This is a genomic window from Leuconostoc lactis KCTC 3528 = DSM 20202, assembly GCF_014651235.1.
Lineage (GTDB): Bacteria > Bacillota > Bacilli > Lactobacillales > Lactobacillaceae > Leuconostoc > Leuconostoc lactis.
In genome coordinates this window covers 188737-201630 of record NZ_BMWM01000001.1, presented here as the reverse complement: position 1 = coordinate 201630, position 12894 = coordinate 188737, and the positions used below count along the sequence as shown (strand labels likewise).

The following is a 12894-nucleotide window of genomic DNA, read 5'->3' as shown; positions in this document are numbered from 1 at the left end:
TATAAAAAATAATTTTGTAAAGGGGCACAACGCATGAATAACGCAGGCGTGACGGTTGGTTTAGATATTGGTACCACATCAATTAAAGTTGTGATTGCACAGACAACTGGCAACCAGTTTAATGTGATTGGTGCGGGTACTGCACCATCACGTGGTTTACGTAAAGGCGTAATCGTTGATATTGATGCGACGGCCAGTGCAATTCGCGAAGCCATCGATCAAGCGCAAGAAAAAGCAAACATTCAAATTAATGAGGTTGTCGCGGGTATCCCAGCTAACCAAATCGAAATGATTCATGTGGATGGTTTAGTATCCATTGCCAATCAAAATAAACGCATTACCTATGACGATGTACAACATGTGACACAACAAGCTTTGTCAAATAACTTACCAGCTGATCGTGACGTCATCGATGTGATTGTTGATGAATTTAGCGTGGATGGTTTTGATGGCATCAAAGACCCACATGAAATGATTGGTGTGCGGCTTGAGATGCGCGGCACAGCCTATATTGGACCAAGTAAAATTTTAGATAACACAAGAATTGCCATTCAAAAAGCCGGCGTTTCATTGCGTGAATTCGTGTTAGCCCCGTTGGCAATCGGGACCAGTATTTTAAATGACGGTGAACAAGACTTTGGCACAGTATTAATCGATTTGGGTGGTGGTCAGACAACAACGTCTATCATTCATGATCGGAAGCTTAAGTTTAATACAGTTGATTTGGAAGGTGGTGACAACGTCACAAAGGATATTTCGACTGTTTTGGGCACATCATATGCAAATGCTGAACGTATTAAGCGCGATTATGGGTTTGCTGACCCAACTCAAACGCGTGATGACCAAACATTCTTGATCGATGTGGTTGGTGAAAGTCAACCACAAACAATCTCTGAAAAATATTTGTCAGAAATTATTGCAGCTCGTTTAGAACAAATTTTCACACGTGCCTTTGAACCATTACAGGCCGTTAACGGACTGAATATGCCAGGTGGTTTTGTCTTAACCGGTGGCAATGCCGCACTCCCTCGAATGGTTGACTTTGCGAAAACCATTCTTGGTGAGAATGTTCGCTTGTTTGTACCCGATCAAATCGGTTTGCGCCATCCTTCATACACGCGCGCCATGGCTTATGCCATGTTTGCTTCGCGTGAAAGTATGACGCAACAAGTCATCAAGCAAGTGATTATGGCCCAACACGACAACACAGCCTACGTGCAATCTGATGCGACAATTTCAATGACGCCACAGACAAACGTTGAGACAACCGATGCAAACGCCAAGCCATTTGACCATTACCAATATGGTCGTGAAGATGTGCCACCCAAAAAAGGGTTCTTTGGCCGTTTGACACAATCAATCAAAAATTTATTTAGCGAAGATTAACATAGTTAAGGAGACAACTCATGGATTTTTCAATTGATGACGCCCAAGAAGCTGGCGCAATCATTAAAGTTATCGGTGTTGGTGGCGGTGGATCAAATGCTGTTAACCATATGATCGAAGAAGGTGTCAATGGCGTTGAATTTATCGTGGCTAACACGGATGTGCAAGCTTTAGATAAGTCAAAGGCTGACATTAAAATTCAAATTGGCCCAAAGTTGACAGGTGGTTTGGGGGCCGGTTCAAATCCCGAACGTGGGACAAAAGCGGCCGAAGAATCAGCTGAAGACATTGCCTCAGCCCTTGCTGGTGCCGACATGGTTGTCATTACAGCCGGCATGGGTGGTGGTACTGGTAACGGTGCTGCCCCCGTTGTGGCTCGTATTGCCAAGGAACAAGGCGCTTTGACAGTGGCCGTGGTAACGCGACCATTTAAGTGGGAAGGCCCAAAGCGTGGTCGTTTTGCTGCGGAAGGTTTGCAAGCCTTGTCAGAATCAGTTGATTCATTGATTGTGATTACCAACGAACGTTTGAAGGATCGTATCGATTTGCGCACGCCTTTGTCAGAAGCCTTTAAGGTGGTCGATGAAGTGGTTGCTCAAGGTGTTCGTGGTATTTCTGAATTGATTACAAACCCAGGCTTTATCAACTTGGACTTTGCTGATGTGAAGACTGTGATGCAAGATGCCGGTCCTGCCTTGATGGGTGTCGGTCAAGCAAGTGGTGAAACACGTGCCGCGGATGCGACAAAGCAAGCCATCTCATCACCATTGCTTGAAGTGGATATGTCAGGTGCCGAAGATGTCTTGTTGAACATTACTGGTGGCTTGGATATGTCATTGTTTGAAGCACAAACAGCTTCAGAAGTGATTGCCCAAGAAGCTGGTCGTGAAGTCAACGTTATCTTCGGAACGTCAATTGACGAAAACCTTGGCGATTCAATTCGCGTGACGGTGATTGCGACTGGTTTGCAAAAAAGCGCCAGCGAAGCAGCGCCAAAGCAACCAACGCAAAAGGCAAAGCCAGCTAACCTATTTGGCACACCGTCTACTGACGCAGCACAAGCTGCAGCAACAAATTCTGTATTTGAAAAGCTGGTGGCAGATAATGTGCAAGCGCACCCAACGCCAACACAAAATGATCCATTCGCTGACTGGAACATGAGTGGGGCGTCAAAGGATGCCTTTGCTGAAGACGAACGATTTGATGGCGTTCAAAAGCAAACATTTGATGTTTTTAATACGCCAACGTCAAATCAAGCACCAGTCGACTTTTCAAATACTGAAGATGAAGACGAACAACCACCATTCTTTAAGAAACGTTAATAAAGGCGTGTTCGTTGGCAAGACAACGATTATGTGATAAACTATTGCGATGTGATAGCGCAATGATGTTGACCATAATAGAGCACCAACAAACGCGGTTAAGGAGAAACCATGGCATTAGGCGAGACACTAAAACGGCTCTTCAGTAATGAAGAAGACGATGTATATGAAAAAAGATATGGCACGGGTTATCAAGAAAAGCCCCAACAAGCCTACCAACAGCCTGTACAAGCAAACCCACAACAAAACACTTACTTTCAACGTCAAGGCCCACAAGCTGCACAACCAATGACGACAGATCCAAACAATGCCAATAGCAAAATTGCTTTGTTTGAACCAAAAGTTTATTCTGATTCACGGGCCATTGCCTCTCAAATTTTGGGTGGTGAAGCCGTCATTGTTAATTTCACACAAATTGACGAAGCGCAAGCGAAGCGCATCCTGGATTTCTTGGGTGGCGCAGTTTACGCCGTTAATGGTGAAATTGAACGTATTGGACAATCCATCTTTTTAGTAACTCCTGATACATTTGAAATTTCAGGGACATTAACTGATAATTTGGAACCCAACACGCGGTACTAAGCCATGCTTGAAATTTTAAGTTGGGTTATTCGAATTGCACGTTACTACGAGTATGCAATTATTATTTACATCTTGATGACATGGCTGCCAGGTGCGCAACAATCTCGTGTTGGCCAGTGGCTTGCACGAATCGTTGTACCGTATTTGAACTTATTCCGTTTCATTCCGCCAATCGCTGGTGTGCTAGATTTGTCACCAATTATCGCTATTTTGGCTTTGAATTTTGCCGTCAGTGGCTTGACACATCTTGTGTTATTGTTCGTCTAATATGGCAGAAGCAACAACAGCTATTACGCAGCATTTCCGACCAGAAGAAGCACCGTTTATTCAAATTGCGAGTGATTGGATTCGGCAAAGTGAAGATGAATATCGTACAATTCTCACACCATTTTTAAACCCAAGAGAACAGTACATTCTGACAACGCTGGTTAACCGAGCTGATGATTTAACCAGCCATTTTGATGGTGGTGTGTCGGGCGCTGAAAGCCAACGGGCAATCATTGCGCCAGCAGTTTATGAGATTGATCAGACAGCGTTTGAATTAGCGGTATTGGAAATTAATTATCCAACAAAGTTTACTGAATTACATCACGCAGCCATTTTGGGGGCGTTGATGCATGCCGGCATTAAACGAGCAGTCGTGGGTGATATTCTTGGACAGGACCAACGGTGGCAAATCATTGTCGACAGTAAAATGCTGACCTATATTCAGCAAACTGTGACGATGATTGGTCGGGTGAAAATCACTTGGACAGTGTTACCGTTGACACAGGCGATCACAGCGCAGGATGATTGGGAAGAAACCTTTACGTTACTGCCATCGTTACGGTTAGATGCGGTTATTGCAGCAACATTTGATATCTCAAGAAGCTTAGCGAAAACGTTGATCACACAACAACAAGTGCGTTTGAATTGGGTGACACAGGCTAAACCTGATCACACTGTTGAAGTTGGTGATCTGATTTCCGTCCGCAAGTACGGTCGGGTAAAGCTGGCTATCCTGGATGGCTACAGTAAAAAAGATAAAATTAAAGCACTTTTTCATATTATTCATCGATAACATGGCAAAGCGTTTTGTTTAAAAGGAGACGATGATGGGATTAACACCAGATGAAATTTTAAATCATGAATTTACTAAAAAGGGCTCACGTGCGTATGTTGCCTCTGAAGTTGATGCCTTTTTGGATCAAATCAACAGTGATTACGAAGCACTCATTGCAGATCGTGACCGCTTAGTGCATGAAAATGCACAACTACAAGTTCGCGTGGATGAATTAGAAGCTAAGCGCGAACAAGTTAACCAATCAATTTTTGTTGCCCAAGAGGCCGCTGATCGCTTAAAGCAAGATGCTGATGCTGAAGTTAAAAAGCAATTGATGCATGCACAAGAATCTGCGACAAAGATTATTAGCGATGCACGGACAAAGGCTGCAGCAGAAGCGACATATCTTGCAGAAGAAAATGCTGCCTTGGTCGCTGAACAAAACCTATTGCGTGCCGAAGTGGAAAGTTTCAAAGATTCCTTCTTGAAATTATTGGCACAACAGCGTACACTATTAGAAAATGGTGATTTAGCGGAAGCTGTTCATCGTTTACCAATGGGTGAAGCGACAGCTCACCGCGTTGGGCAAGTGACTGTTGAAGCAGCATCAGTTGATGATGTTGTTGAAGAAGAAGTGATTGCGGAAGCAGTAGTCGCTGAATCTGAACAAGGGCCAGTTGTCGTGTTTCCCGAAGCGGAAACGCCAGATCATAATTAATAAAAAGCGTAACACAGAAAGATTGGTTAACATACGTCAAGCGAGTCATGGTGGTTGGAGATGACCGTCCCTGTAACCTTTCAGATCAGTTATTGAGTTTGTTGGACTGAACAAATAGTAAGTTCAAACGGTGCAGATCGTTAACACTGACTTGAGGGGTGTTTTATGCACCCGAAGTTGGGTGGTACCACGCGAAAGCGTCCCTAGGCATTTGCCTAGGGACGCTTTTTTATGGCTTATCATTTGAAAAAAATCAAATAGGAGACAATTGATGAAATATAAAGACACATTGAACTTAGGAAAAACTGATTTTCCAATGCGTGGGTCACTGCCTAAGACAGAACCAGTACGCCAACAAAAGTGGTATGATGAAAATTTGTACCAAAAGCGTTTGGCACAAAACGAAACAAAGCCACATTTTAATTTGCATGATGGCCCACCGTACGCCAATGGGAATATTCACCTGGGTCACGCTTTGAACAAAATTTCAAAGGATATTATTGTCCGTTATAAGAATATGGCGGGCTTCTATGCCCCATATGTACCAGGTTGGGATACGCATGGCTTGCCAATCGAACAACAACTTACCAAAGCCGGCCACGATCGCAAGTCAATGCCAAAGGCCGCTTGGCGTGATTTGGCCAAGGACTTTGCCTTAGAACAAGTTGATAAGCAACGCCAAGACTTTAAGCGCTTAGGCATTATGGCCGATTGGGAAAACCCTTATATTACGCTACAACCAGAATTTGAAGCCGCGCAAGTTCGCGTCTTTGGTGAAATGGCTGGTAAGGGTTACATCTTTAAGGGCTCAAAGCCGGTTTATTGGTCATGGTCGTCTGAATCAGCCTTGGCTGAAGCGGAAATTGAATATCATGATATTGATTCAACGTCACTTTATTATGCGAACCGCGTGAAAGATGGCAAGGGTATTCTTGATTCAGCTACGTACTTAGTGGTTTGGACGACAACACCATTTACGGTAACAGCTTCACGTGGTATCACGCTTGGCCCTGACATGGATTATGTTGTGGTGCAACCCGAAGGGGAAACGCGTAAATTCGTCGTGGCAGCCGGTCGATTAGAAGCCATTGCGCCTAAGTTTGGCTGGGACAAGTATGAAGTACTCGCTACTTACAAGGGCCGTGAATTAGACCGTATCACAGCTTATCACCCATGGGATGAAGACGTTGAAGAACTGGTGATGAATGGGGATCACGTCACGCTCGATTCTGGTACTGGATTAGTTCATACAGCACCTGGATTTGGTGAAGATGACTTTAACGTTGGAAAAGAATACGGTCTTGAAGTTGCGGTGACAGTTGACGAAAAGGGCTACATGACTAAGAATGCTGGTGCAGACTTTGAAGGTAAGTTCTATGATGACGTCGTTGGTCTTGTGATTAACAAATTATCTGAAGCCAATGTTTTCTTGGCCAAGGAAAAGATTACCCATTCTTATCCATTTGACTGGCGGACAAAGAAGCCAATCATCTGGCGTGCCGTGCCACAATGGTTTGCCTCAGTTGAAAAGTTCCGTCAAAATATCTTAGATGAATTGGACAACGTGAATTTCTACCCAGAATGGGGTAAGAAGCGCTTGTACAACATGATTCGTGACCGTGGTGACTGGGTTATCTCACGTCAACGTGTCTGGGGTGTGCCATTGCCAATTTTCTATGCGGAAGATCAAACACCAATTCTTGATCAAGCAGTGATTAATCATGTTGCTGATTTGTTTGAAAAGTATGGCTCAAACTATTGGTTTGAACATGACGCAAAAGACTTATTGCCAGAAGGCTACACCAATGAACATTCACCAAATGGTATCTTCACTAAGGAAGAAGATATTATGGATGTGTGGTTTGATTCAGGTTCATCTTGGGCAGGGGTCATGGACACGCGTGAACAGCTTGATTATCCAGCTGATTTTTATTTGGAAGGATCAGATCAGTACCGTGGCTGGTTCAACTCATCATTGATCACGTCAGTGGCGGCAACTGGTCATGCACCATATAAAAATGTGTTATCACAAGGCTTTACGCTTGATGGTAACGGCAACAAAATGTCAAAGTCATTAGGGAACACAATTTCACCACTTGATGTGGCGGATCAAATGGGGATTGAAATTCTTCGTTTGTGGACAATTTCTGTGGACACTTCACAAGATATGCCAGTGTCAAACGACATTTTGAAGCAAGTGTCTGAAAGTTACCGTAAGCTACGTAACACATTGCGTTTCTTGATGGCCAACACTTCTGACTTTAACTATGCAACAGATGCTGTGCCATTTGCCGACCGTGCTGGCCATGATCAATACTTCTCAGTCTTGTTAAACGACTTTGTCAAGGATATTCGTGGTTATTACGATAACTATCAATTTAACGATATCTTTAAGCGGATGATTAACTTTGTTAACGTTGACTTGTCAGCGTTCTACTTGGATATTGCCAAGGACGTTGTCTACGTTGAAGCACCAACGGGTCATGCGCGTCGCTCAATGCAAACCGTCTTCTACGAAACATTGTTGGCATTGACGAAGTTGATGTTGCCAATTTTGCCACATACAGCTGAAGAAGTATGGGAATACTTGCCAAATGAAACAGCAGCATTCGCTTACTTATCAGAAATGCCAGAAGTGCAAGATCTTGGAGATACCAGTGACTTATTGGCCAACTGGGCTGCCTTTATGACAATGCGTGATGCCGTCAATAAGGCATTAGAAGAAGCACGATCAGCTGAATTGATTGGTAAGAACGCAGAAGCAGCGTTGACGTTGTATTTGACCGCTGAACAGGCAAAAATGTTGTCTGATCTTAACGCCGATGTACGACTTTTGTTGATGGTATCACAGTTGCACATCGAAGACGAAGCACAAGCTGGCGATGCCAAGTCTTATGATGGTGTTCGGATTAAGGTCACTCATGCGGCCGGCGGTGTGTCACCACGTGATCGTATGTATCACGAAGATTTGGGTGCTGATCCAGCTTTCCCAGAATTATCAAAGTACGAAGCAGAAATTATTCGTGAATTCTATCCGGAAGCATTAACCGAAGGTTTTGAATAACTAGCTTAAAAAGTTACGATTTTGTCTCGTAACTTTTTTTGTTACAATTAATCATGTTAGCGCTTACTTTTTGCTAAAAATCGCGCTATACTGGATTTAAAATGATAAGCTTTAGCATGAAGGAGATAACATCACATGGCCATGGGTAACAAGAAACTGCTGTTAGTTGGTGATCAGACGCCAACGATCACCCGACTGGTGTCGGCAATAAAAAAAGCAGCCACGGCACAAGAAAAAAGCTATACGATTGTTGTGACTTCCCACTCCCATGTTGACGAGCAATTGCGTGCGGTGCAGCCAGATATTGTCTTATTGACACCCCAATTGGCTTATCTTAAGGCAGAAATGCAACGTCTAACCGATGAGTTTGGGGTGCCATTAGCGGTGATTAAGTTAACTGATTATACGCAACTGGCTGGTGATCACATCTTGTTAATAGCCGAACAGTTGCTGGCTACTTAGCCGTGCATGTGAGACGTCGTGTCTAAACATTGTGTTCAACATATAACATGAGATACAATAGATTTATCATATAGGAGGGCAGTTAAACAGGTGACGCTTTAACTGATAAATTATGACAAATCAAAAAACGAAATACTATATTATGACGACTTTGTTTGTGGCAATTGTATTTGTCCAAACACTGGTGCCCTGGTTAGGCACGATGCCATTAGGGGCTTTTGTTATCGGCGCTAGTGCGACGATTGTCCAGTTTACGGTGGCACTTGCAGGGATTATTTTAGGACCAAAATATGGGGCGATTGTTGGCTTTTTTTGGGGAATAAGTTCGTTTTTCAATGCGTTAACACATCCTGGGACAATTGGTTCGTTAATGTTTCAAAACCCACTGACGGCTTTGTTACCACGCATTTTAGTCGGGTTGATTATCGGCTGGTTATTTGACCGATTCTTGCGGCAACGCCCCGTTGCGGTGCGTACGCTTGGTTTAGGGTTGTTAGGGATTTTAGCAGCTTTGATCAATACGGTTGGCGTGGTGTTATTAACCGCAATTGGCTTCACCGTGATGCAGACGAACTTCACGGGTATTCCAAACCACAATTTGCTAAGCTGGTTAATTAGCATTGTGTCATTTAATGCGATTTTTGAAATTATTGTGGGCTGTATTCTCGTTATGGTGATTGGTAACGTGATTGTGCCAATTGCTGAGCGTGCAGGCCTAACTGGTAGAACAAAATAAAAAGCTGTGGCTAATACGAGCCACAGCTTTTTTCATGCACTAACCCAGACTCGAACTGGGAGCAAAGACTTAGGAGGTCCCCGTTTTATCCCGTTAAACTATTAGTGCGAACTATCATATTATACCGTAATTTGACTGAAAAACAAAATGATGCTCGCGCAAAAGCCAGCCTGCTAAACGTTTAAATGATAGGTTGACAATGTTTTGTGAGTGTGTTTTAATGTAATTATTAAATATAGAAGAGAAATATCACATGACCTTATCAGCACAAACAAATACACAAATTATTATCAGCATTATCATTATCTCGTGATAGGTGCTGACAATTTGTGGTGCCTATCAATGTAAGATTGATAGGCAGCTGATTACCGTTACGGGCACGCTGCAATTTTATTGCAGCGTGTCTTTTTGTTTTATTTCAGTGGAGGGAAAAAGATGACATTAACTGACGAACAAGCGACCCTGGCGCAGCACCTATTTGAGGCTTATCAACAGCACACGCCGTTGGATCAAGCAGATTTTGTGGACGTCGTTGCGGACTTTGAAACGGCATATCAGGTACAAGATGCCGTTATGGCACAAAAAGGCGTGCCCACGGCTGGCTATAAAGTATCACTTACGTCACCAGAGACGCAAGCGATGTTTGCCGCCGATGCGCCGTTGTATGGGGCACAGGTGGCGGATAAATTTTTACCATCTGGCACTGACTTACAGTTAACCGATTTTAATGAACCTTTGGTTGAAGTCGAGTTACTCTTTACCGCGAAAGTGGCTTTAACACCTGATATGTCTGCCGAAACCTTACTGAAAAATACCTGGGTTGCGCCAGCTTTAGAAGTACCAGACGCCCGTTTTAAGGATTGGTTTCCGACCTTAAATAAGTACCTTGTTTTGAGTGACTGTGCAGTAGGTGGCGCAGTAGTTGCCGGTGACAACCGCGATGGTGCAACCTTAACGGTTGCCGAATTGGCTGATGTGCAAGCTACACTCACCCATAATGATACGGTGGTTGCGCAAGGGACAGGGGCAGCGGTGTTGGACAATCCCGTGTTGGCATTGCAATGGTTAGTGGGCAAATTAGCGGCACAAGGCAAAGACTTCCCAGCAGGGACAAAGGCGTCAACGGGAACATTCTTATTGCCACCACAACTCACCGCTGGTCAATGGCGCGCCACTTTTACTGGTGGCTTTGGTGAAGTTGTCGTCAACGTGAAAGGAAAGTAAGCGACATGACAAATAAAAAATTAACCTGGCAACAATTAGTTTTGATTGCTTCATTAATCTTTGGAATGTTCTTCGGGGCTGGTAATTTGATTTTCCCAGTCCAGTTAGGCCAACTCGCTGGTGGTAATTGGCTACCAGCAACGCTTGGTTTCTTAGTGACAGGGACGGTGGTGCCGTTTCTCGCTATGCTAGCTGTCAGTGTCACCCACAGTCGGAGTGTTTATGATGTTGCCAAGCCGGTTGGCCATTGGTTTGGCTTGGCGTTTCTGGTTGCCATTCATTTGACGATTGGGCCATTTTTCGGCACACCACGTACAGCCGCAACCGCCTTTTCAATGGGGGTTGCCCCATTTTTGGCACCAAAAGATCAAGGGCTCGGCATGCTGTTATTTTCAGGCGCATTTTTCGGGTTAGCATACTATTTAACGGTCAAACAATCTGGTTTGATGAAGTGGGTCGGGAAATATTTGAATCCACTGTTTCTCGCCTTGTTGCTCGTCGTCTTGTTGTTGGCGCTCGTGATGCCAATGGGAAGTACGCATCAAGCGGTGAGTGCAACGTATCAAGCTCATGCTGGTTTTCAAGGTATTTTAGATGGTTATAATACCATGGATGGCATTGCATTATTAGCCTTAGCTGTTTCGGTAGTTTATGCCGTGAAAGCGTTAGGCTTCCGTGATGCCCAAGTCTCGCAAGTGTTGGCAAAAGCCGGTTTACTCAGTATTGTGGCGGAAGCGGTATTATATGCCGCATTGGTATTGCTCGGGGTGACGAGTTTAGGACAATTTAAGGCCGCTGCTAACGGTGGCGACGCTTTTGCCCAAATTGTTGCCCATTATGCTGGTAATTTTGGGACGGCTTTGACAGGCGTTGTGGTGACATTGGCTGTCTTTACCACGGCGATGGGTTTATTTGTCTCATTTGCCCAAGATATGCATTTGGTATTTCCAAAAGTGAGTTATTTATGGTTTTTGCGGGTCATCGCCTTTGGGTCATTTGTCACAGCGAATGCAGGCTTGACAAACATTGTGGCTTGGTCAGTCCCTGTCTTAATGTTTTTATATCCAATTTCACTGGTGTTAATTATGCTATCGCTGACGGCAAAATATTTCAATTACGCACCGGTTGTCTACCGTAGTGTGGTGGGCTTTGTCGCCTTACCAGCGCTACTAGATGCCTTGGCTAGTTCTCCCTTTATGTCCGGTCGGTTGGCACAACAAGTCGTGAATACTTACCATCAATTGATCCCATTTTCAGCCTTGGGATTTGGCTGGTTCGTCCCAGCTGCTGTTGGGACGTTCGTTGGTCTTGGCATTTATAGTTTTGCCCAAATCACGCAAAAATCCAGCGTGGCAGTAAAAGTTGAAGAGTCGTTTTAACCTTTAGAAAATCCCCATATCGGGGCTTTTTTGTTATAATAGACACAGTAACTAATTGGAAGGAACGCGTGGTAGGTTTGTTTTACCCGCGAAATTGATTATCATGGGAAAATTTGTTGAGATGGATCATCCCTTGATCCAACATAAGCTAACAATGATTCGTCAAAAGAATGTGGGCACAAAAGATTTTCGTGCACTGGTTGACGAAATTGCAATGCTCATGACTTATGAAGCAAGTCGTGATTTACAATTAGAAAATGTGGTGATTGAAACACCCGTGGCAACGACAACGAAGAAGCAATTAGCTGGTAAGAAGTTGGCGGTTGTACCAATTCTGCGTGCTGGTTTGGGCATGGTTGATGGGATTGTGCAACTCATTCCAGCCGCAAAAATTGGCCATATTGGTATGTATCGTGATGAAGAAACTTTGGAACCAGTGGAGTATTTCATCAAGTTACCAGAAGATATTGACCAACGTGATGTCTTGCTTGTTGATCCAATGTTAGCAACAGGTGGTTCGGCCAAGGATGCGATTTCTGCTTTAAAGAAGCGCGGGGCCAAAAACATCAAGTTGATTACGTTAGTTTCAGCGCCAGAAGGGGTGAAAGCCGTGCAAGACGCACATCCAGACGTGGATATTTATACTGGTTCACTGGATGATGGCTTAAATGAAAATGGTTATATTGTGCCAGGTCTCGGAGATGCCGGCGATCGTTTGTTTGGGACAATGTAATTTTGAAAGACTTGCTTGCAAGTCTTTTTTTATTAAAATAAAATGAATTAAATTAAAAGTGTTGACATTATTTTTTGAGTTGTGTATAGTAATACTCATCAAGAAACAAGCAAGTAATTGCTCAAAAGGGAGAACGCTCATGACACAAACATTTAGTAAGCAAGTTAACCACACACTCCTCCTCAACCTCCTTCTCATCTGAGTCTAGTAGGTTGTTATTTGAGCAAATCAGCTACTAGACTTTTA

Annotated in this window: 12 protein-coding genes and 1 tRNA gene; 12 read left to right on the top strand and 1 reads right to left on the bottom strand. The window is 43.8% G+C overall.

The window, feature by feature from the left end; translation table 11 throughout:
- Window positions 1-33: 33 nt before the first annotated feature.
- From ftsA to IE039_RS00915, 9 genes are all read left to right on the top strand, one after another.
- Window positions 34-1386 (top strand): cell division protein FtsA, encoded by a 1353-nt coding sequence (gene ftsA / locus IE039_RS00955; protein ID WP_189428569.1) that lies wholly within the window; start codon window positions 34-36, stop codon window positions 1384-1386.
- Window positions 1387-1406: 20 nt separating this feature from the next.
- Window positions 1407-2708 (top strand): cell division protein FtsZ, encoded by a 1302-nt coding sequence (gene ftsZ, locus IE039_RS00950; protein ID WP_189428568.1) that lies wholly within the window; start codon window positions 1407-1409, stop codon window positions 2706-2708.
- 111 nt (window positions 2709-2819) lie between these two features.
- Window positions 2820-3290 carry a cell division protein SepF gene (locus IE039_RS00945; protein WP_189428567.1) on the top strand — a complete coding sequence of 157 codons (471 nt, stop codon included), beginning with the start codon at window positions 2820-2822 and terminating at the stop codon, window positions 3288-3290.
- 3 nt (window positions 3291-3293) lie between these two features.
- Window positions 3294-3557 (top strand): YggT family protein, encoded by a 264-nt coding sequence (locus IE039_RS00940; RefSeq protein WP_010001958.1) that lies wholly within the window; start codon window positions 3294-3296, stop codon window positions 3555-3557.
- 1 nt (window position 3558) lies between these two features.
- Complete coding sequence (locus IE039_RS00935) at window positions 3559-4350, top strand: YlmH family RNA-binding protein (RefSeq protein WP_010004374.1); 792 nt, start codon at window positions 3559-3561, stop codon at window positions 4348-4350.
- A 34-nt stretch (window positions 4351-4384) separates the two neighbouring features.
- Window positions 4385-5050: a DivIVA domain-containing protein gene (locus IE039_RS00930; RefSeq protein WP_029509132.1), complete on the top strand. Its 666-nt coding sequence runs from the start codon at window positions 4385-4387 to the stop codon at window positions 5048-5050.
- A gap of 271 nt (window positions 5051-5321) precedes the next feature.
- On the top strand, window positions 5322-8114 hold the full coding sequence (ileS, locus tag IE039_RS00925; protein ID WP_189428566.1) for an isoleucine--tRNA ligase: 2793 nt from the start codon (window positions 5322-5324) through the stop codon (window positions 8112-8114).
- A gap of 135 nt (window positions 8115-8249) precedes the next feature.
- A complete protein-coding gene (locus IE039_RS00920) occupies window positions 8250-8576 on the top strand; it encodes a PTS sugar transporter subunit IIB (protein WP_010006176.1) in 327 nt (108 codons plus the stop codon).
- Window positions 8577-8688: 112 nt separating this feature from the next.
- Window positions 8689-9312, top strand: a complete 624-nt coding sequence (locus IE039_RS00915; RefSeq protein WP_189428565.1) for an ECF transporter S component — start codon at window positions 8689-8691, stop codon at window positions 9310-9312.
- A gap of 35 nt (window positions 9313-9347) precedes the next feature.
- Here the strand turns inward: IE039_RS00915 and IE039_RS00910 are convergent.
- Window positions 9348-9420, bottom strand: a tRNA-Arg gene (locus IE039_RS00910).
- Between the two features lie 327 nt (window positions 9421-9747).
- On the opposite strand from IE039_RS00910, the gene IE039_RS00905 reads away from it, so the two are divergent.
- From IE039_RS00905 to upp, 3 genes are all read left to right on the top strand, one after another.
- Window positions 9748-10536: a 2-keto-4-pentenoate hydratase gene (locus IE039_RS00905; RefSeq protein ID WP_146976480.1), complete on the top strand. Its 789-nt coding sequence runs from the start codon at window positions 9748-9750 to the stop codon at window positions 10534-10536.
- A gap of 5 nt (window positions 10537-10541) precedes the next feature.
- Window positions 10542-11915 carry a branched-chain amino acid transport system II carrier protein gene (gene brnQ, locus IE039_RS00900; RefSeq protein ID WP_010003514.1) on the top strand — a complete coding sequence of 458 codons (1374 nt, stop codon included), beginning with the start codon at window positions 10542-10544 and terminating at the stop codon, window positions 11913-11915.
- 103 nt (window positions 11916-12018) lie between these two features.
- Window positions 12019-12648: a uracil phosphoribosyltransferase gene (gene upp, locus IE039_RS00895; protein ID WP_010003513.1), complete on the top strand. Its 630-nt coding sequence runs from the start codon at window positions 12019-12021 to the stop codon at window positions 12646-12648.
- Window positions 12649-12894: the final 246 nt, after the last annotated feature.